Origin of the sequence: Flavobacterium pisciphilum (assembly GCF_020905345.1) — a bacterium.
In the GTDB taxonomy this organism is placed as follows: Bacteria; Bacteroidota; Bacteroidia; order Flavobacteriales; family Flavobacteriaceae; genus Flavobacterium; species Flavobacterium pisciphilum.
Genome location: NZ_JAJJMO010000001.1, coordinates 1,258,724 through 1,280,469 on the forward strand (window position 1 = coordinate 1,258,724; position 21,746 = coordinate 1,280,469).

The window sequence follows — 21,746 nt, forward strand, 5'->3', positions numbered from 1 at the left end:
TTATGAAAAAAATTACAGCCCTACTTTTGGTTTTGTTTCCTATAATAATGATTGGACAAACTCAAAGTGAGAATTACATAAAATCAGTAACCTATAAAGTAGCTACCCAAACTGCTATTGCAGCTCCCACGATTAATCAGGCCAATCAAAATATTACTTATTTTGATGGCCTAGGAAGACCAATTCAACAAATTAACTATCAGGCATCCGCAACAGGAAAAGATATTGTAATCCCTACAGAATACGATGGTTTTGGAAGACAACTAAAAGAATACCTTCCTTTTGCTTCTGGACAAAATAATTCAAATTATATTGCTCCTTCAACTTTAATTCCTGATTTAGTACAGCAGTATAAAACCAAATATGGCGCAGTAAATGCGAACCCTTATAGCGAAAAACAAGTAGAGGCTTCCCCTTTAAATCGAGTGCTACAACAAGCAGCTCCAGGAAACGATTGGGCATTGGCTAATAATCATACCGTCAAAATGGATTATCAGGCCAATAGTGATACAGATCAAGTCTTGTTATTTATTGCTAACACTACTTGGAAAGAGTCTTTGGGCTTATATGATATAAGTTTGAGTAAAGCAAATGGAACAGGCTTTTATCCAGCCAATGAGCTTTATAAAACAATTACCTATGATGAGAACACAACCGCTTCATTAGTTGAAGCTAATGGTTCTACTGTAGAATTTAAAAATAAAGAAGGGCAAGTAGTTTTAAAAAGAACTTATGATGCAGGATCAAAACACGATACCTATTATGTGTATGATCAATATGGTAATTTAACCTATGTAATTCCCCCTAAAGCCTCAGATCTTATAAATGTATCCAATAGTCCATATGATACTAGCTCTAAAGCTACTGTAGCCTCAGGAACTTCATTAGATTTAACAGCAACCAATTCAATTACATTGTTACCTGGATTTAATGCTGTAAAAGGAAGTACTTTTTCGGCAAGAATAGAGTCTGGAAGTCTAGCAATTTTAAATGATTTATGTTATCAATACAAATACGATTATCGCAATCGATTGGTTGAGAAAAAACTACCAAGCAAGCAATGGGAGTTTATAGTATATGATAAGTTAGACAGACCTGTAGCTACAGGTCCTTCAAATTCTCCTTTCACAGATTTAAGCACAACGGGTTGGTTAATTACCAAATACGATGCTTTTAGTCGTCCAGTTTATACAGGATGGATGACACAAACTGCAGCTACAGACACTGGTAGAAAAGCATTACAAGATGCTCAAAATAATGCAACAGTTTTATTCGAAACCAAACAAGCAACAGGAACCATAGATGGTATTGCAGCTTATTATAGTAATATAGTTGCCCCTACTAGCTTCAAGCTTCTTACTGTAAACTATTATGATGATTATACTTTTCCAAGTACACCTGCCATAACAATACCTACAAGCGTAGAAGGACAAAACACTTTAGCAGCTTCGCAGCTAAAAACAGTAAGTACCGCTTCATGGACAAGAGTTGCTACCTTGAGTACCGCAACATTTGGGGAAACAACAGCTATTTTTTACGATGCCAAAGCAAGACCAATTCGTAATTATACTCAAAATTATTTGGGAGGTTATGCCTATACTGATAGTAATTTAGATCCTTTTTCAGGACAGTTACAGTATACTATAACAAGACACAAAAGAGTTAATGGTAATCCGGAATTAAAAACAAAAGAAGCATTCACCTATTCAGCCCAAGACCGTTTGCTTACACATACCCATCAGATTAATGATGGAGCTATTGAACTTATTGCAGCCAATACTTATGATGAATTAGGCCAGTTGGAATTTAAGAAGGTAGGAAACACCACCACAGCTCCAACTCAAAAAATAGATTTTACTTATAACATCAGAGGATGGTTAACAGGTATAAATAATATATCTTCACTTACTCAAGCTGGAGATCCTAAAGATTTATTTGCCTTTAAGCTAGATTACAATACAGTACCAACAGGAGTTCCTGGAGTATTACCTTTATACAATGGAAATATCTCGGAAACATCATGGAAGTCAAATTCAGATTCAGGTGCAACAACTCGTGGGTATGGCTATAAATATGATAATCTAAACCGTCTTAAGACAGCCGTTTTCCAAAAAAATAATGCTGTGACTAATACCTATAATGAATCATTATCTTATGATAAAAATGGTAATATAATGGGGTTATCCCGTAATGGATCTTCAGATACTACTCCAACATTAATAGATGATTTGGTTTATAGTTATGGCAATGCAAATAAAACTAACCAACTTATCAAAGTGGCAGATAGCAGCAATAAAACCGTTGGTTTTGTTGATGGCTCTAATACAGGAGATGATTACAGTTACGATGCCAATGGAAATATGATTAGTGATGCCAATAAAAACATTACAGCTATTACTTATAATCATTTGAACTTACCAACTCTTGTCACTTTTGGTTCTACTGGAAACATTGCCTATACTTATAATGCAACAGGACAAAAAGTACTAAAAATTGTAACTAGTGGAACTAATAAAACGAGTACTGATTATGTAAATGGGTATCAATATGAAAATAACATACTTCAATTTTTCCCTCAATCGGAAGGCTATGTAAATAACAATTCGGGAACTTTTGAGTATATTTACCAGTATAAAGATCATTTAGGGAATGTACGCTTGAGTTATGATAAAAACCTAAGCATTGTTGATGAAAACAATTATTACCCGTTTGGATTAAAACAAATTGGATATAATAATAATATTAGTTCTTTAGGTAATGCAGTTGCTAAAAAGTATAAGTTCCAAGGACAAGAGCGTCAAGATGAGCTGGGATTGAACTGGGACAGCTTTAAATATCGAAATTACGATATGGCTATCGGTAGATTTATGAATGTTGACCCGCTAACAGAAAAATATATGGATTGGAGTCCATATGTATTTAGTGGAAATCGTGTTATTGACTCAAGAGAATTGGAAGGTTTAGAGCCCGTAGAAGCTGGTAAAATTAAAAATTCAAATATGTTGGTTATAACAGCTAACGGAAGAGCTGGTGGTATGTATGGTGACAAAATTAAAGGTAATAATACATTAGTTAGCAATTTACCAGATGGCTATAATAAGGGAGACGATGGTTTATCTTTACTAGGGCAACGTGGCTTTGGTGTAGGTAATGCAACAATTATTAATTATGCTGGTTCTGATAGTGGTATTACAGCTGGGCATATTGCAGAAACTATTGGAAATTACAGACAAAACAATCCAGATGGGATGGTTGCTTTAATAGGGCATAGTTTAGGAGGTAAGGATGTTTTAGATGCAGCAAATATTGTAAATAATAGTGATGGTATAAAAAATAAGTCTATTGACTTAGTAATAACAATGGAAGCTGCATCAGTTGATGGTAAAGGGTCTGCATATAGTACCTCATTAGGGAGCAATGTTGCAAATGTTATTAATTTCAATTCCTCAGATTCCTCGATGATTGGAGTTGGTGGTAGAACTTCAACTGGCTTATCTACAAATATATCATTAGGAGCTGGAACAAAGCATACCAATCTGGACAACACATTAACACCCTACTTAGCACCAATATTAAATCATATGAGCAAAGGAGTAAATCCAGTTAATTTAGTAAATAATATAAACTTTGAAAAAGCTAAAGTTTTAAATAATGGAGATTTAAAGCCTGCAAGTGGAGGCTCTTATTAAATAATATGTTTATGAAAAATTTAAATACCCTATTGAGTTTTGCAATTCTTGTTTTTTGTTTTTTATGTATTCAAATTAGTTATAATGGGACGCCTTCAGTATCAATTTTTGGTTGTTTGGTTGCCATTATATTTAATGCATTAGATAACGGATGGAATTTCGAGCTAACAAATTGGACGATGAATTTTAGCTTTTTAGTTGTTGAATTTATTTTTGTTATGTTTTTTTTATCTATTTCTGTATTAAAGAAAAATTATAAATTAATAACTTTTTCATTAGTTTTAATGATAGTGTTGTGGTCATTCTGGGGAATTACTTATAATCCATATATTGAAATTAAACTATATTTATTGACTTCAATTCCATTTTTAATTGTATTTATTTTGCTTTTATTTTTAAATTTAAGAAAATTAATAAGTAAATATTAGATAATGTTGGTAATGTATCCCCTGCTGGCGCGAGCGTCCCGCTCGTGAAGACAAAGAGCATCGACAAAGAATAGAAAAGAAAACCTCGTCAAATACTGGCGAGGTTTTTTTATGCGCTAGATACTCCAAAACACACCAAATACGCTTTAATCCTGCGCTTGTTTTATTTGAAGATTTTTTAACTTTCATCTGAGTTTAAATCAAAACGTTCTAAAAAAATAAGCCCAATGTAAAAGCAAATCTATCAGAATTAGGAATGTACGAAAAGTTGTCATTTTTTATTTCAATTGAGTATGTAATCTATATATTTTACTATTTTTACAAAGCAAGAAAATGTAAAAGGACCTTCTTAAAAAAAAGTAGTTAAGCTCGCGAGGAAAATATTGAGCAAATACGATTGTCTATATTTACAATGCAACAGGGCAAAAATTAGAGAAATCAGTAACTGATAACGGAGTTGTAACTCAAACCATATATTTAGGAGGGTTCAAATATAAAGCTAATGTGTTGCAATATTTCCCAACAACAGAAGGTTATGTAAATAATACATTCACAAATGGCGGCAATAGCTATAATTATGTATTTAATTATACCGACCACTTAGGAATTATTCGCGTTAGCTACAAGAAAAATAGCCAAAACGTTCTTGAAATTCTTGAAGAGAATAATTATTACCCTTTCGGATTAAAACACGAGAGGTATAATACCGATAATAAACAACCAAATTATAAGTATAGATACAACGGAAAGGAGTTGCAGGACGAGCTGGGGCTTAACTTTTATGATTATGGAGCGCGTAATTATGACCCTGCAATTGGTAGATGGATGAATATTGATCCGCTTACTGAGAAAATGAGAAGGCATTCTCCTTATAACTATGCTTTTAACAATCCAATTTACTTTATTGACCCTGATGGGATGGCACCTACTGATGTAATCTTTTTAATACGAAATAAGGATGGTTCTACAAAAGAGCAACTACAATACAGAAATGGAAATTTTTATCATAATGGTGGAAAAGGTGCTAGATATAATCCCGGAAAAGAAAGTAATCCAACTCTTTATAAAGTTTTATCAGCTTTCAGGACAATAGAAAAATCAAATGATAATGAAATGAAGCAAAAACTTTCTACATTAGAAAATTCTAAACAGACACATTATATACAAGAAGGCACACCAGGAAAGGATGTAAATAATGTTTCTGTGAAATTCCATGGTGAAAACAGTATGCAAAATTATACCGCAAGTGAAGACGTAAAGAATGGTAAAGGTGTAGATACTATGACTACTTTTAATTTCTCAGAAGAATCAAAGAAAGACTTTAAAAGTCAAGAAGGAGTCGCTAATTCAGATTTTACTACTATTGCTCATGAAATGAGTCATCAATATGATTTCGATCAAGGAAAAAATGCAGATTCGGTAGGGAAAACAAATGAAAAATCACCAACTGAAAAACGAGCTGTTGATTTTGAAAATAGAGCTAGAGCATTAATGAATTTACCAAAAAGAACAACATATGGAGGCTTACCGTTTAATCTTAATTAGACTTTTATTTGTATTAACAATATTTACTTCTTGTTCAAAAGAGCAGGAGATTAATTATTATAAAACATATTCGATAGAAAATAAGAAAAATAATCCTGTCGAAAGAAATTATTATATCTTATTTTGTAAAAATAGTAGTGGACAAATATGCTTAGTGGAATCATATGAAATTTTTTATGTTTATAAAAAAAATAATATTCTTGGGGAATATGATGTCTTTTTCAACAACATTTTAAATCAAAAGGTTTCAATGAAAGCAGATGCAACTGACCATGTCTGTTTTGAAATAGATAAGAAGATTGAGAATGATTATAAAAAATTAGACAGAAATGATTTTTTACTTAAATATGCATATGAAAGTGCAGATAAAAAGAGATATCTTATAAATAATAAATTAGTTGGAGATAATAATTTATGTGTAGCCTATTTTCTTTTTAAAAGTGGTTTTGGAATTATCTTTGATGATTACTTAGGTTCTTATTATGTTAATAATTTAACTTTGGAAATGCAAGCAAGAAGTAAAGATTAACTTAAAGACAATAGACCATAGGATTTAAATTTATACAATTAAAATTCGACCACTTGTATATTTAGACAGTGATTGTGCGTAAATTCTTTCTGTGTCCACAAAGAGATCGATTAAAAAAGGAAACCTCGTCAAATATTGGCGAGATTTTTTTATGTGCTAGAATAATCCAAATCACACCAAATACTTTTTAATCCTGAGTTTTTTTTGGAATATTTTTTAATTTTTATTTGAGTTTAAATGAAAACGTTCTTGAAATTCTTGAAGAGAATAATTATTACCCGTTTGGATTAAAACAAATAGGATATAATAATGTAAGTTCTTTAGGTAATGCAGCTGCTAAAAAGTATAAGTATAATGGAAAAGAGTTGCAAGACGAGCTGGGGCTTAACATGTACGACTATGGAGCACGTAATTACGACCCTGCACTTGGTCGATGGATGAATATGGACCCGCTGGCAGAGCAAATGAGAAGACATAGCCCGTATAATTATGCTTTTGATAATCCTGTGTATTTTATTGACCCTGATGATATGTGGCCAGATAATCCTTTTACAGGATTAATTGATAGAGCTAAATCTGCAGTGAGAAATTACGTTGCAAATAAAGTAAGTACCGTTGTTTCGAATGTTAGAAACATAATTTCTCAAAAAGCAAATAAAATTTTAAATTCAATTACACCAACAATAAATAATCCTTTTACCAAAACAAAATCTACAAGTAGTAGCAGTAGTGGAAGTGGTTATGACTTAAGAGTCAAAGACCCAGATAATGCCAACAAGGGAATTGTTGAAAAGCCACAGGGAGGCAGAGATGTAGAAAAAAAAGAAGTAGATGTTCTTATACAGCTTTCGACCTTTTTAACTCCTGGAGGCTTTCCTAGCGATGATAGTGATAGTAAAGGAAAGGATAATACGACAAATGCATCTACTCCAACTGAAGCAAGTTCGAATTCAGCAGAAAATAGTGCAAATGAAGACAATGTAACTATATCTTATCAAGAATATACGGCAACAGGAACAATTGGCATTAACACTTCCACAGTTCATAAAACTGAAAAGGATACAACTGTTAGTACAGCAAATGTGCAAAATATTCAAAATGGAAATGCAAAGAGAAAAGCATCCGCAGAACAACAAGCAAAAAAAGACAACATTAAAAGATTTGGACATGACTAAAAATATTATCAAAATGATGATAGCTGTAACTTTATTAGTAGGCTGTAATAACAAAGAGAAAATCACTCAAGTTAATAACTCACAAATAGAGTTTCGCAATCAAACCATGTCCTATATTTTTGATTTTCCAGATACCGTTTCTGTTAATAAGCAATACAACGGAATGATAATCTACAAAAATATTTTAGACACTATCACTACTCATTTAGCTAACCCGAAAGATTCTTTGCGAGATAGGTATATTACTTATTCAATGACAATAGCAAAAAAAATATTAAACGATGAAAATTCGCTAAAATCGATAGTTAAAGATACTTTTGGTGCAGTTGACAATAGAACAATCCCTCTTTTTAAATTAAAATTCCAACATCCAGGAATTTACTTTATTGACGGATTTATTACTGATAATGGTTATTTAAGGATACATAAAGGAGATAGTACACGCATTATCACAAATGAATTTAGAATATACCACAAAGTTGTAGCTAAATAGAGTGTTAATATTCAAAGCTAGTATTAAGCACTCCCTATGGCTCGGATATGTCGACAACGATAGCGCAGATTTGTAATCTGTGACCGCAAAGAGAATCAAATAAAACCATTCCATAACGGAGTGGCTTTGCTTTTATTTATAAATAAAAAATAATTTTATTAGTTGTACTACTATCCTATCATATTTTATTCGGTATATTTTTCAATATAAAAGCATAAAGAATTAATACCGGACAACTCCGATTTCATTTAGATACGTTTAAGTTAGCTAAGAAAATACTCAAAACGCTCTTGAAATTACTGAAGCTAAATAATTATTACCAATTACATTAAAACACAAAGGTCAAACACTATTAAAAATCTACTCAATCCACCATAAACAACAAAGCCTGAACATTGTCAGGCTTTGTTATTATATATAGCTAAAATATTTATTTTACTACTCCAAACATCATTATCAATTTATCACCAAGATAAAAATTCAAAGTTTGTTCAGCTACATCAAAACGTAACTCCTTATCACTTAAAAGAGATAGCATTTTCTGTTCTGTTTTGGCAACGTTTTCATCAAGACATGCCATTCTAGTTGAACCTAAACCACTAAAAGAAATATGATCATTCCCCTTAAGCGTGTATGTTCCAAAAAAGTTATTACATCCTGTATTACCACTCACTTTCTTTTCAGTTGGATCAAATTTAATAGAAGCTCTTCCATAATCCTGTCCTACGTTTTCTAACATAATTAGCTTCCAATTGTTTTTACCAATAAAGCTCCAAACATCATTCTGTGTAGGTATGCTAAATTCCATAACAACTTTATTTTTTGAATTTTTAAACTGTACTTTATTGTTTTTCTTTACAATTTTAAATTTCTTATCTTTTATTGCATTAGTGAAATCTTGTTCTAATTTCATGCTTTCTTCATTACAAGCCATTAAAGTTCCATAAGGAGAACCGATTTTAATTTGATTTTTTGAAGAAAGCTTAGTGAATTTTGCACCAAAGTTATTACATCCACTTTTCCCACTAATCATTCCCGTATCTTCATTGATTGTCAAATACACATTTCCTGTACTTATCGCTTTACCATTTAAACGAGTTAATATCATTTTTGTATCATAAATACCTTTTGCTTTAGTTACAGGTATTTTTGAAACAATGCTTTTCAATTTATACTCGTATGAAGATGCATCTGCAGGAATAATACCTTGTCTTTTAGTTCTGATTACTAAAATCTCGTATCTGTTTCCTTTTTCAAAATTAAAACCTTCAATATGATCGTAAAAAAGCTCCCAGTCATTCTTATTGTCAGACTTTACCTCTAAGCATTCCATAGGTCCAACACCTTGGCAAGGCACTTTATTTTCTTTCACAAACATTTTCAAAGTTTCTTGTCCATAGCTTAATGATGACACTACAGTCATCATCATAAAAACAAACATGCATTTTAAATTTTTCATTCTTTTAATTTTTGTAATACTCCATGAAGTATTTGATTATTCTTTCCATTTCGTTTGCATTAATTGTGCCATTCTGAAAAAATTTTATTTTTTAAAGAGATTTTATGCTCTAAAAAAAGGCCTGTAATAGAAATAGAATCATCGAAATCTAAAATCAACTATTGCCTTACAAAATAATTTTTCAAACAACATAAAGCATAACCTTTTCTATTACAAATAATTGCAATAACAATACTAAATTTACCACGAAAAAATCAAATATGACTCGTCATAAAAATGTTATTTTATGATGTTGCGAAAAAATTATCAAAATAGCTGGAAATTATTACCTCCAAAAACTGCTATTACGCCTAAAAATTATCAATTTTTAAGTTATCACCCCTAAACTAACAGACAAAAATTCGGTTCTTTAATGCGATTTTCACATAAGAAAGTATTCCACAATTTTAATTCCTCTCATAGCTTCTCTCAGTAATCAATAAAAAGATCTTATTCTTTCCATAATCTAAATTACCAATTATACTTTCTTAAGATACCTAAACTTCCATCTTCTATATTTTCCACAATTTTGTACTGTAGTTTAAAACTAAACAAGTAAATTAATTTAAATAGCAAGACAATGAAAAATTACAGTAAAATAAGATAGCAAATGACTCTTATATGCCTTTATCAATTAAACTATCTTTAGTTTTAATACTCTTTATACTTAATACCTATTTCCTCAAGAAGCAAAACCTATTTTAAACGTCTCAAATAAACGAGCTATAACTAAAGAGGAAACAGCGAAACTAATATCATATCCCCTCTTCTTTTACATAAACTTGAACTGAGTAAAACAAATTATTTAAATCCCCCCCTTCTCATATAACAAAAACCTCCAATATGAAAAGCCCCTTTAATGAAGGTCACATTCTTTTATATTTTATGTAACTTAGCTAAGCTAAAAATATCGAAAAAATTGATTTAATAGCAATTTTAAATACTGCTATATGAAAGAACTTCTTAAAAAAAATATTGCAGCACACATTTCTCTTTCGGAAAATGAAATAGAAGACTTTTGCAATCTATTTAAACAAAAGTCAATCCCAAAAAAAAGCTTTCTACTTAGAGAAGGCGAAGTTTGTAAGTTTGAAGGTTTTGTTGTCAAAGGTCTTTTCCGAATCTACCATATTGACCAGGATGGTTTTGAACAAATACTTTATTTTGCTATTGAAAATTGGTGGATTACTGATATCGATAGTTTCACCAACGAAACACCATCACAACTTTTTATAGAAGCTCTGGAAGATAGTGAAGTACTAATAATTTCTAAAAAAGAAAAAGAATTTGCTTATACAAATTTACCTAAAATAGAAAAATTATTTAGGGTAATGACTCAGAAAACCCACGTTGCTCTTCAACGAAGAATGATAGACAACTTAAGCAAAACAGCAGAATCTCGTTATATCGAGTTTACAGAAAAACATCCAAATCTAATACAGCGTCTTTCTAATATTCAAATAGCTGCTTATTTAGGGATAACGAATGTATTTTTAAGTAATATCCGAAAGAAAATATCTTTAAGAAAATAATACTAAGGCGTTCATTTATTAAACTAGTTTAATGTTTTAAGGTAACAGATCTCTGCATCTTTGCAGAATAAATCCAAATATCCAAAAAAATGAGAAACAACATTTTAATACTATTAATTATACACTTAACTTTATTTACTATGGAAACACAAGCACAAAGTTTCAAAACAATCGAAACTAAAGATTTAAAACTTCAAGTATTCAACGCATCAGAAAATAGTTTTGGTGTAGCATCAGTAATCGTTTCAGGAAAAACAGATGCCATTTTAATTGACACACAATTTACTTTGGCTGAGGCCGAAAAGGTAGCTCAAGAAATAAAAGCAAGCGGTAAAAAACTAACTACTATTTTTATTTCTCACGGTGATCCTGATTTTTACTTTGGACTAGAAGTTTTTAAAAAATATTTCCCTGAAGTTACAGCTTATGCCTCTCCTGCAACTGTAGAACATATTAAGGCTACAGCTAAAAAGAAACTAGAAATCTGGGGAGAAAAATTAGGTAAAAACATTACATCAAATTTTATATTACCACAAGTTTTAGAAGGAAATAGCATTGAATTAGAAGGTCATAAATTAGAGATAATTGGCTTGGACGAATTCCCAAGTAAAACTTTTATTTGGATACCTTCTATCAAAACAGTTGTTGGCGGAATCAATGTTTTTGGAACTACTTTTAATTTATGGATGGCAGATGCACAAACGCCAGAAGCACGCAAAAGCTGGATATCAGTTTTAGATAAAATTGCAGCTTTAAAACCTGAAATTGTTATTCCAGCTCACGCCAACAGTAATAGCTCATTTGATATTACTGCTGTAACCCACACTAAAAATTATATTCAGTTTTACGAAGAAGCTTTGAAAACCAACAAAAATTCTGAATCTTTAATTAAAGCTATAAAAACAAAATACCCAACACTTACTTTTGAAACTGCCTTGATGATAGGGGCAAAAGTAAATACAGGGGAAATGAAATGGTAAAACAAATAATTTTCAGCTTCGCACTACTTTTGGTTCTGTCAAGCTATTCATTAAATAAAGAAAAAATGACAAATCTTGAAATTATAAAAAGCACTTATGAAGGAAAAACTTCAGAAGAAAATGGCAAAAATTTAGCCAACCATGTAATTGATGATATTTCGTGGACAGAAGCCAAAGGATTTCCATACGCAGGGACATACATTGGTTTAGACAACATAACCAAAAATGTTTTTAGTCGATTAGGAAGTGAATGGATTAATTATAAATTTACTCCTGAAGATTATGTTACAAGCGATGACAAAGTTGTAGCTTACGGTACATATAGTGGTACTTACAAAATTACAGGTAAATCATTTAAAGCCAGAGCAGCACACATTTGAAAATTGAAACACAACAAAATTATAAGCTTCGAGCAGTTTGTAGACAGCCAAGTTGTAAATGATGCAATGAAATAAGAAACATCCGTTTATTAAAATTATAATATTTTTTCTAAACAAAAAAAGCCTGTAAAATATTGTTTTACAGGCTTTTTTTCGTGAACGCAGAAGGATTCGAACCAAAGGTTCCGAACCCCTATCAATACTATACTTTCAGTAATTTCAAAAACCGTTTGCCACGATCTTGCCACATTTATTTTAGATGTTTTAAAAACAGCTTATTTTATTGATTTTAGAGAATTTGTAATTCTGCTGCAAACTTAATGATTTTCGACTAACTTCGTGTCTAAATTAAACTTTTTAATTAATGGATTCCGCCTGCTGGTCCGTTTCAACAGCAAGTTGAATTACATGCTGAACCAGGAAAGCATCGACCAGAGAAAGGGCATAATCCTTATCGATAGGCAGCATGTCTAGTTGTAAAACCTCATCAATATAATTTTCCGAATTCCATAATTTCCTCACTAAGTCCGGATGATCTGGCTCAACTCGCTGCATTACTCTTTCGAAACCTAATTCTGCTGTTTCGAGAAATTCAATCCTGTCTGCTCCTGCCAACGGTAAAGCAGAAATCTGTACATTATTTTTCTTTTTCATGGGTTTAGATATTATATTGTTGTCGGCTGTTTTGTCGCTTTTGCTTAAACGGTAGTCGTAACCATCTGTTTGATGCCCTTCTACGTCCGTAAAAACAATTTGGAAAATTTCAAGTTTATCCTCATCATCGAACAAATAACCTTTCTCCCGCTCTTCACCCGAAAGATATATTTCCCATTCAACAACACTTATTTTGTGCATATTCTCGAATAGTAGCTTAGACAGTTTTAGTGCCGACGGAGAAGCCTTCAGCATTTCTGTCCATTTTGTAAATCCCGCCAACTTCGCAATTTGGTGCTGAGCGTTCATTAAGGTAAAATTGTCTTCATCGATATCGAAATCGAGAGCTAATGCATCGACATCGAAATACTTTGGCGTATACTGATAAAGGTCGCGGCCATAAGTGGGATCGTAATAGGGCTTTTGTGTTTTAAAATCTTTATAAAGATTTTTTGCCTGGAGTTTGAAGTACTCAATAGTTTTCATAATACATTCCTTTTAGTACCAGCAATATTATCCTGAATTTGAGCGTTCGTAATCTTGTTTGGATAATAAGCAGGAAGGTTTGCACTATTAAACTATTGGCTGATAAAATCTTTGCACGAACGGGCCAGCTTGCCAACAAGCATATACAAATATAAATATATAATACTGAAATACAAACACATAATCGAATTTATTTTTTTTTAGATTTGCTAGCTGACAGGACAATAATTAAACCACGACAATAAAGTAATTCCTATATTTCAGACACTGTAGGTTATGGATTTAAAATCGTCACTAAATTAAAAGGAAGTACTTGTATATAAAAAGTAAACTTATATTTTTGCCTACTTAATTTAACAATAAAAAAACATGAAAGATTTAATAGCAAAAATTAGTGCAGAAATCGAAACTTTTAGGACAGAATCAGATTCGCTGATTGAAAAAGGCGTTAAGGCAGCTGGAGCTAGAGCTCGTAAATCAACATTAGAAATTGAAAAACTATTAAAAGAGTTTAGAAAAGTTTCTATTGAGGAATCTAAAAAATAAACTCATTCTTATTTTTACTTAACTGGCCTTTCAGATTTCTGAAGGGCTTTTTTAATTTCTAATTAAAAAATTTGACTGTAAATCTATAATACTTTTTCATTAATCTTTCATATATGAGAAACCGTTATTGCTTGCAATCGTGATTAAAGGCTGAATAGTTTCTTTATATCGCAAATAATCAAATCCACTATCTCCATCTAAATTAGGAAAGATGCTAAGATATTCCTCCAAATATTTATTCTTACAATTATAACTTTTTACTATTTCATAAGCAGTCTTTTGCAGAGTATAAAACTTATCAAAATACCTATCTAAAGACGGAAGTTTATCGCTTTTGAAGGAATTAAAGTTTTTATCAATTGGAATAAGATTCCAAATTAAATCATGAGAAACAAACGCATGAGGTACAAAATGGTCCAAAGCATATTTTTTTTCATCAAACAATAATCTGTTATTGGTAAACAAACAATCTATTGTCCCCAATTCATTAAATACCAATTTCCAATATTCATTTGTCTGTTTTATCAAAGAATTCCGTGCTAAAGATTTGCTTATTTTATTTGGAATATCCGGAACATTTGGATTTCTTTTTTGTAGAAAGAGTGACAAATTCCAAAAACAAAAATCCTTAAGTATTTTTGAATTCATTTTTAAATAGCTAATCCAAATTGGATTTATCTCAATATGATCTTTTCCTAACCGGTAAATACATCCGTGATCGAAATTCTGAGAAAGGGAATAAACTTCGTTACGATTTCCGGAAAACCAAGAAGAAATAAACCAGTGAGGTACATTTTTATCGAAGTGATTTAATATTTTAAGAGTTTCAATCTTCTGAGTGTTTTCCAAGACAGAATTTATTATGCTTCTATTTTCATTTATTTTAAGATTTTCAATTTTCAGAATAGCTTTAACCGCTTCCTGAATAAGATCTTGTTTACCAAAAGAAATATGGAAATAATTAACTGTGTACCAAGAATTACTTATCATTCTTGCGAATATCCTTTGCTTATCAATATGAATGCTCCCCTCTTCTATTAATTCAAGAATAGCCAAAAACCAGTAGAACTTATAACTAGCAGAAGTATTTGCAAATACAGAAGATAATTTATTTATTGGCAAATATTGGGAATATGGTAAGCTCATAAAACCATTTAGATTTAGATTTAAAAATATTATTGAAATGAATACTTCGGAAATTGTAATTGAAGCGTAAATAAAACTGATGGGAAATCTTTTCCTACGTATAATAGCTATAAAATAGTTTTTGAATTTATTTCAATTTTTCAAGACGTTGCTGGGCTTTTGTTAAAATTTCTTCACTGAATAAAACTTTATATTTATCTTTCTGAATTATACTTTCAATTGTAAGATCCAGCCTATTTATTTCAAACATTTTAAGTAGTCCAGAATGTAACTTCTCAGTACCCTCTTTTATTAGACGATTTGCGGCACCAATAGCTCCGTAATCGTAAATCTGGTTCAGGATAATTGATTTGTTAATTTTTGCACCTGCTTTTAATGACAGATCAATTGATGAAATTAATTCGTCATGCAACTGGTTTTCTAAAATTATGAATTCATTTTCTTTTGTATCAGCACAAAGAACATCATTTGCTAACAAAGCTCTTTTGTCGTATTGGATAACAATTTCTTTTAATTTATTGAAACGGATGAAAAACTGTTTTATTAGTTGCGTTTCTTCACTTTGTACAATAAATTCATGGTTATAATATTCAGCAGAATTGGTCCAGTTATAGGAACCAGCTATTAATTTAACATTGTCAAATATTGCATATTTGTCATGCAAAAATTTTCCACTTCTAGCTGATAAAACATAAACTTTTCCACCTTTATTTATAAAGTTTTCGAAAGATAATCTCGTATTTTCATAGTGGTCACTTATTATAATTTCTACAGAACAGCCAGTATCTAATTTGTCACTTAACTGGCCAAGCAGGTCTTTACTAGTAAACCAAGCAACTGACACAATAATTGATTCTCTTGCTGAATAAATATTTGATTCAATTTTTTTCTTAATATCTTGAAATGATGCTGTTGTCATAAATTTTTCGTTAATTTTTCGATTTGGTTAGTCTTAACTTGTAAAAATATCAGGCGATAGAGCTTGCAGATTTTCACTTCAAATTGAAAACTTTTAAAAGAGTTTAAAAAAAGCTTCTTTTGACGAATCTATAAATTCATAATAGACTTCCAAAAAAAGGCTTATCATATTAAGAATTTAAATTTAAGGATATGTCATAATACCAAGTACACCATGAATCATGACTAGTTACATCTTCAAATTTTTCAGGTACAGGATAAATTATTCTGATTTCCGGATTATGTAGTGCAAATAAACATACTCCTAGCGCCATAGGTTTTGTACCAATTGGAGCAATATTTATAAAAAGATCTTGATATTCAGTCTTGTCCTTAATACTGGTCAGTAAGTTGTAGGTATCAAAAGGATTTGTTGATCTGCTAAATACAAGTTTATTACCACCTTTATTTACAACTTTTTCATTAGAAATTAAGCTAATATCTTTAAAATTTGGAGAGTAGCTAGGAAAACCATTTACCAAAATTGTTTTTTTTGGCGCAACACTTTCATCTAGTTCGGCCGATAAATCTCCATCAAAACCGAGCATGATAATAAGTAAACTATCATTTTTATTGGCATCATTTCCACTAAAACTTGCTATTTCCTCGATACTTACTGGACCTACACTTGAATGATATTCACTATATAGACCTTTATTAAATACGTAGTTTTTCGGCTCAGTGTAGAAAATCGTAACATTTTCAATTTCACAAACAGTCTTCAACCAATTTAAAAGTGTAAAAAAAAATGGTTTAGTGAAGAAAGAAATGTCTACAGCTATTTGAGAATCTTTTGGAATATCGATATCTAATAGCTTTAAGGCAGCGGAAGGATTTTTTAAAGAACAATTATAAATTTTTGTTTTATATGATAAATTTTTATAATTCTCAGAACCAATACTTTTACGCTTTTTTATTGAATCTTCCCTTTCGTTAAAATTAAACAGAACTACGTTGTCGACTTCAATTTTATTTTGTTCTGCAACAAATATGGATTTATATGCTCTCAAATCTGTTCCAACAGCTAACAAAAAAAAATCAAATTTCTCAATATCATTGTTCCAGTTTTCATTTAAAACATTCGATTTATAAATTATTTCCATATTAAAATCCAAGTTCTGTTTGAGAATTATTTTTTGTAATTGGTTTAACTCTAGTTTTTTCAAGCCTAAATTCGATTCCTTCCTTCTCCATTAATGCAGTTATTTCTGAAGAATTGTATTCCTCTGAAAAACCTCCTCTAGTCCTGTATGAAAACTGAAAAATTGGCGCAAATACTCTATTCAAAATAAATATATCATTTTTCTTTTTTCCTATGGATTGTTGTTGAGTTTTTTGCTTTCTTTGAATTATTGACCATCTTTGAGCAGCTTCGAAGGCATCTTTTGTTGATGTAGTAAGTAATGTTTTATCTACTGAAAACTGATTTGTTTCAGGATAACGAATAAGAATGTCTCTATGGTATCTTTTAAAAGTATCACCGAGATTCAATGCAAAAAAGTATAATTTATTACCAAACTTTTCAATTCTGCGTATTTGTTGTAATTCAGTTTCAGCTAAATCTCGAGAGGCATTACTTTGTAAATGCTTCGGAATATTTCCACTTTCAATTAAAGTTTTCTTATTTTCAAATTCAGCATACTGAAAACAACGACGACAAAGTTCAATAAAATGACCAACTATGCCAGATGATAAATAACTAAAAGTATTAAAAGAATAATAACTTTTATCTTTTTTATAAATTGTTGCAATAATAAACATTAGTGAAAGTTTATATTTATCGACATAGTCCATTTTATATTTTGAAAGATTTGGGTCAGCAGCACCAATCAAATATGCTTTCATTGCGCTATTAATTTCCTTACTTGTTTTACCTCGCTTAAACCATAAGCAATTTAGTACCTGTAGTAATGGATTCTCAATACATGTTAGCAGTCTTTTATCATCTTTATTATCGATTGAATAGTGCGAAAATATTTTCTCATGTTTAATTCCAACAATTTCAATTGCCTCCAAAACTAAATCCTCTTTTTCACCTAAAAAATCTGCAATATCAATAAGATTGTTTTGTACAAAACATTCAATTTTTGATAATCTTTTGTTAGCAATATCCCTAAGATATTTTGAGTAACCTGACGATTTAATCAAATATTCTTCAAATATTATATTCCTGTAATCTCTACCTTCTTTTATAAAATCATCAGTACTGATTGTATCATAGGTTCTAAAACCTTCAAGTCTCATCCCTAATCGAAATGTAATACCTGGCTTTACAAATTTTAAGAGTGTATTTATCAATCTTTGTTGCAATTCCAGAAAATTTTCGTATTCATCAATCATTAGTACAAATTTAAAATCTTCCGGTACTTCGAGAATATTTTTTTTGAAAGCATCTGCTATACCAAAAATAAGATATTGAGAATTATATATAAATTCTGATTCAAACTCTACATTTTTTAATGGAATTTGCGACCTAAACAAATTAATTTCAGTAATTTTAGAGTCTACAAATGAAATCATTGCAGACAAATCCACAAAACTAGTATTACTTCCTGTTAAAAGCGCAGAGCAATCTTCAAAAAACTTTTTGGTAAATTTAATATCAATCTTTTTATCCATTTCGAGTGAATGAAAATAAGCGAGATACACTTTGGCAATGTACAGTTCAAAATAATGAGTAAAAATTACTAACCATTTTTCATCACTAACACCGAAACCTTCAAATGATCTTAAGATGGGTCCGTCAATTCTAATATAGAAACCTGCTCCATTTAATAATTTGTTAGTTGGGTCAGTGTGATCTCTGCTTAATAGTTTTTTTTGCACATCGTAGGAACAATATCTTAAAAACATAGTTTTTCCAGTACCGCGTCCACCCATAAAGACGATTGGATTTGGATCTGAAAATACTTCTTTTTCAGTTAAACCAAATTCAACAAAACTAAATGGATTACTCCAATATTCTAATATCATATTATTATCCATGACATTAGCATTATATTCAGAAAAGGGATTTTTATATGTATTTTCCAATATTTAGCAATTTATTTTGATAATTTTTGTGATATCTTTTTCTAATAGGAATCCAATTGTTCTCCTCTGCCCAAAAAATAGGTAAAGTATTATCTGGCGTATTATAATAAAAACCAAATAAAAACTGACCATCATTATGCCCAAGAGGATTAGCAGGTTTAACTATATTACCATAATGAGTAGCAAATTTTTTTGCATTTTCTAAGTGTTCGTTAAAGTATGAAAAAACCATAGAATCTTCTTCAAAACACTTGTGTCTTTTATCAAGAATTATACATGTTACAACCTCAATATTTTCACTTTGAAGATAATCAATTGCATCGTCTGTTGCAATAAAAGTTAATAAAAGTATTCGCTTATTTTTTAAGCTTGGATTATTTTGTTTTAGCTGTCTGATATATTTTGCCGCTTGACTTTTTTCACCAGTAGACAATGTCACGTCATCTACAAATATGATTGTATCAACTGTTTGATCTAAGTTGTCTAACCTGGAAATAAATTTTTTTAAAGGTATTTCGTTCTGTTGGCGAAATAAATATAATATATAGCTACTACTTTCTCCTGGTTGTCCAAGACTATAAAATCTACTTCTGCCCAGAATTTTTTTGTAATTTAGATCTATACTATTTGCAACATCTTGTTCAACAATCAATTTATGTATAAAATCGCTATATAACATTTTACACAAATGCTTTACTTCATTCTCATTATAGAAAACAAAATTCGCTAATAGCCACAATGCAAGCTGATCTTCATAACTTTTTTTAAATACCTCTCCCTTAAAATTTGTTAACCACTCAGTTATATGTGATTTGTCCAGTTTTTTTTCCCAAACGATTTCACTTGTTAAACGTATCTGATTAATTAAATCTGCTTCTGAGGGCAGGGGTAACTTTGGACTTCTTGTATTATTTGACACTACTAGTAGATTTTGAAGTTATAATTGTATCAAAACGACCTTTAGAGCCTTCAATATATTCATCATTAATTTCAACTGAAATCCACTCTCGATTTAAACTTTCAGCACATTCTCCCGTTGTATTACTACCTCCAAAAGGATCAAAAACTAAGTCATTTTCATCTGTTAAAAAACGTATAAAAAATTCAGGTAAGTCTAATGGCATTCTCGCAGGATGAGGTCCAATTCCTTTATCTTTACAATACCTTAAATATTTGGAATTTGAATCTGTATTTGATGAAATTAGCACATTTGAAGGTATTGCTCCGCCATTATTCGTCAAAAATGATTTCTCATTAATAACATGTTCTGAAGGTCTCCTGCCAGAATTATATTTCTGTTCATTTAGTAACTTTTTCATTCGGTTGCTATATTCTACAAGAACATTTTTATTGTTAGCCTTTGGATAATCACCTTTACTTAACCACCAAATTGTTGTAAATGAATCCTTAACACGTATCCTCTTTTTATTTACCCATTGTATTGGACTAGGTAGCTTAGCTTTGTTATACCAAATAAATTGTTGGCACAGCTTGTAATTTCCTTTATCTAAAAATGCTAAGAGAGATCTTAAGGGTAATGTTGACATTATTGGCCTTCCTTCTTCCCATGAATTTCCAATTTCAAGTACTATAGAACCATCATCCGTTAAATACTCGCTTAGTAATGAACTTATTTTCGATATCCACTCTATGTATTCTTCACCTTGTAAATTTCCATATTTTTTTTTTCTATTTAGTGGGAAAGGAGGAGAAAAAAAAATGAGATTAAATTTACCTTTATATGATTCAAAATCTTTAGACTGCAGAGCATCTTCAACATTTGCTTTGTAAAATATTCCCTTAGTAGTCCTATATGCTTCTTCCATAATGTAACGTTATTCGGCAAATATATAGCAATATAACCTAATGTTAATTCATCGATGAAAAATTCTTACACATAAAGAATAACATTTTTTTAAATAACTCTCTTATCAGTTCCGTTTAAAAAGTTGGTTAATTTTTATTCAAAATCTAGCAGGTCTTTTGGTTCCTTCCCTAATCCTTTAGCTAAATCAAGTAGTGTACTATACGCAAAATTTCGTTTTCCGTTTTCAATATCGCTTACAGTCGCTTTCACAAGTTTATCACTGTTTAATACTACATCATCTTGACTGAGGTGTAAATCTGTCCGTAACTTCTTAAAATTGTCACCAAATTTTTTAAGTTTTTCTTCCCTTTGCTTTTCCATATTATGTTGCTTTAGACAAAAGGCGTGATAATTCACTAAAAAATTGTTATAAGAACTTATAACAAATGAAAGTTTTTTGTTATATTTGTTTATTAATTGAATTAACATTCATTATTATTTGCTTTAAGCATATAATTAAATAATTTTGCGATTCTTCATGTAAAAAATATTTGAAGCATTCGCTTTGAATCTCGTTTTCAAAAACTGGCGTTTTAATAACCACGAGAGGATAAGTATGATGCTCACGTCTTATGGCGTGGGCTCACTTATTTGTGGTAGGGTGCCGCCAGTGCCTTGAAAACGATAAGCTGAGTTCCATGCCTTTTTTTATTTACTTCAGGCACTACTCGGCTCCCATTCTCAGCAATGCTAATATTTTTAAGTTTCGTAAATCAGCAACAAATATGGAATTAGTTAGTTGAGAAACACACTGCCCAAACCTAGCTGCAATAAGGAAAAGCGGTGTGGCTTCTCAATCAGTAACCTT

18 protein-coding genes and 1 pseudogene are annotated in these 21,746 nt (G+C 30.7%); 10 read left to right on the top strand and 9 right to left on the bottom strand.

Translation table 11 applies throughout. From position 1 onward, the window contains the following. Positions 1–2 precede the first annotated feature (2 nt). From LNQ49_RS04745 to LNQ49_RS04770, 6 genes and pseudogenes are all read left to right on the top strand, one after another. The gene (locus LNQ49_RS04745) at positions 3–3,689 is read left to right on the top strand and encodes a DUF6443 domain-containing protein (RefSeq protein ID WP_229987568.1); all 3,687 of its coding nucleotides are present in this window, start codon (positions 3–5) and stop codon (positions 3,687–3,689) included. 11 nt (positions 3,690–3,700) lie between these two features. Next, positions 3,701–4,117 carry a hypothetical protein gene (locus tag LNQ49_RS04750; protein ID WP_229987569.1) on the top strand — a complete coding sequence of 139 codons (417 nt, stop codon included), beginning with the start codon at positions 3,701–3,703 and terminating at the stop codon, positions 4,115–4,117. Between the two features lie 504 nt (positions 4,118–4,621). Continuing rightward, on the top strand, positions 4,622–5,662 hold the full coding sequence (locus tag LNQ49_RS04755; protein ID WP_229987570.1) for an RHS repeat domain-containing protein: 1,041 nt from the start codon (positions 4,622–4,624) through the stop codon (positions 5,660–5,662). Next, positions 5,634–6,191 (top strand): hypothetical protein, encoded by a 558-nt coding sequence (locus LNQ49_RS04760; RefSeq protein ID WP_229987571.1) that lies wholly within the window; start codon positions 5,634–5,636, stop codon positions 6,189–6,191. The genes LNQ49_RS04755 and LNQ49_RS04760 overlap by 29 nt, the downstream gene beginning before the upstream one ends. Before the next feature lie 251 nt (positions 6,192–6,442). Next, a pseudogene (locus tag LNQ49_RS23350) lies at positions 6,443–6,724 on the top strand (RHS repeat domain-containing protein); the annotation flags it as partial. Between the two features lie 634 nt (positions 6,725–7,358). Continuing rightward, positions 7,359–7,859, top strand: a complete 501-nt coding sequence (locus LNQ49_RS04770) for a hypothetical protein (protein ID WP_229987572.1) — start codon at positions 7,359–7,361, stop codon at positions 7,857–7,859. 430 nt (positions 7,860–8,289) lie between these two features. Here the strand turns inward: LNQ49_RS04770 and LNQ49_RS04775 are convergent, their stop codons facing one another. Continuing rightward, positions 8,290–9,318, bottom strand: a complete 1,029-nt coding sequence (locus tag LNQ49_RS04775; protein WP_229987573.1) for an META domain-containing protein — start codon at positions 9,316–9,318, stop codon at positions 8,290–8,292. A gap of 989 nt (positions 9,319–10,307) precedes the next feature. Here LNQ49_RS04775 and LNQ49_RS04780 point away from each other — a divergent pair. From LNQ49_RS04780 to LNQ49_RS04790, 3 genes are all read left to right on the top strand, one after another. Beyond that, the gene (locus tag LNQ49_RS04780) at positions 10,308–10,889 is read left to right on the top strand and encodes a Crp/Fnr family transcriptional regulator (protein ID WP_229987574.1); all 582 of its coding nucleotides are present in this window, start codon (positions 10,308–10,310) and stop codon (positions 10,887–10,889) included. Positions 10,890–11,029: 140 nt separating this feature from the next. Continuing rightward, the gene (locus LNQ49_RS04785) at positions 11,030–11,869 is read left to right on the top strand and encodes an MBL fold metallo-hydrolase (RefSeq protein ID WP_229987575.1); all 840 of its coding nucleotides are present in this window, start codon (positions 11,030–11,032) and stop codon (positions 11,867–11,869) included. Between the two features lie 65 nt (positions 11,870–11,934). Then, positions 11,935–12,249, top strand: a complete 315-nt coding sequence (locus LNQ49_RS04790; protein ID WP_229987576.1) for a nuclear transport factor 2 family protein — start codon at positions 11,935–11,937, stop codon at positions 12,247–12,249. A 357-nt stretch (positions 12,250–12,606) separates the two neighbouring features. Here LNQ49_RS04790 and LNQ49_RS04795 read toward each other — a convergent pair whose 3' ends face one another. Next, entirely contained in the window at positions 12,607–13,389 is a 783-nt protein-coding gene (locus tag LNQ49_RS04795; protein WP_229987577.1) for a hypothetical protein, read from the bottom strand. Positions 13,390–13,758: 369 nt separating this feature from the next. Between LNQ49_RS04795 and LNQ49_RS04800 the strand changes: the two genes are divergently transcribed. Beyond that, on the top strand, positions 13,759–13,935 hold the full coding sequence (locus LNQ49_RS04800; protein ID WP_229987578.1) for a histone H1: 177 nt from the start codon (positions 13,759–13,761) through the stop codon (positions 13,933–13,935). A gap of 99 nt (positions 13,936–14,034) precedes the next feature. Here LNQ49_RS04800 and LNQ49_RS04805 read toward each other — a convergent pair whose 3' ends face one another. The 7 genes from LNQ49_RS04805 to LNQ49_RS04835 all read right to left on the bottom strand — a co-directional run bounded on the left by LNQ49_RS04805 (position 14,035) and on the right by LNQ49_RS04835 (position 21,259). Then, the gene (locus LNQ49_RS04805; protein ID WP_229987579.1) at positions 14,035–15,057 is read right to left on the bottom strand and encodes an HNH endonuclease domain-containing protein; all 1,023 of its coding nucleotides are present in this window, start codon (positions 15,055–15,057) and stop codon (positions 14,035–14,037) included. Between the two features lie 151 nt (positions 15,058–15,208). Beyond that, on the bottom strand, positions 15,209–16,000 hold the full coding sequence (locus LNQ49_RS04810; protein ID WP_229987580.1) for a phospholipase D-like domain-containing protein: 792 nt from the start codon (positions 15,998–16,000) through the stop codon (positions 15,209–15,211). A 169-nt stretch (positions 16,001–16,169) separates the two neighbouring features. Continuing rightward, complete coding sequence (locus LNQ49_RS04815) at positions 16,170–17,141, bottom strand: hypothetical protein (RefSeq protein ID WP_229987581.1); 972 nt, start codon at positions 17,139–17,141, stop codon at positions 16,170–16,172. Between the two features lies 1 nt (position 17,142). Then, positions 17,143–19,071: an ORC-CDC6 family AAA ATPase gene (locus tag LNQ49_RS04820; protein ID WP_229987582.1), complete on the bottom strand. Its 1,929-nt coding sequence runs from the start codon at positions 19,069–19,071 to the stop codon at positions 17,143–17,145. Continuing rightward, on the bottom strand, positions 19,055–19,990 hold the full coding sequence (locus LNQ49_RS04825) for a phosphoribosyltransferase-like protein (protein ID WP_229987583.1): 936 nt from the start codon (positions 19,988–19,990) through the stop codon (positions 19,055–19,057). Before LNQ49_RS04825 ends, LNQ49_RS04820 begins: the two co-directional genes overlap by 17 nt. Next, a complete protein-coding gene (locus tag LNQ49_RS04830; RefSeq protein ID WP_229987584.1) occupies positions 19,980–20,897 on the bottom strand; it encodes a DNA-methyltransferase in 918 nt (305 codons plus the stop codon). Before LNQ49_RS04830 ends, LNQ49_RS04825 begins: the two co-directional genes overlap by 11 nt. Positions 20,898–21,031: 134 nt before the next feature. Beyond that, positions 21,032–21,259 (bottom strand): helix-turn-helix domain-containing protein, encoded by a 228-nt coding sequence (locus tag LNQ49_RS04835; RefSeq protein ID WP_229987585.1) that lies wholly within the window; start codon positions 21,257–21,259, stop codon positions 21,032–21,034. Positions 21,260–21,746 lie beyond the last annotated feature (487 nt).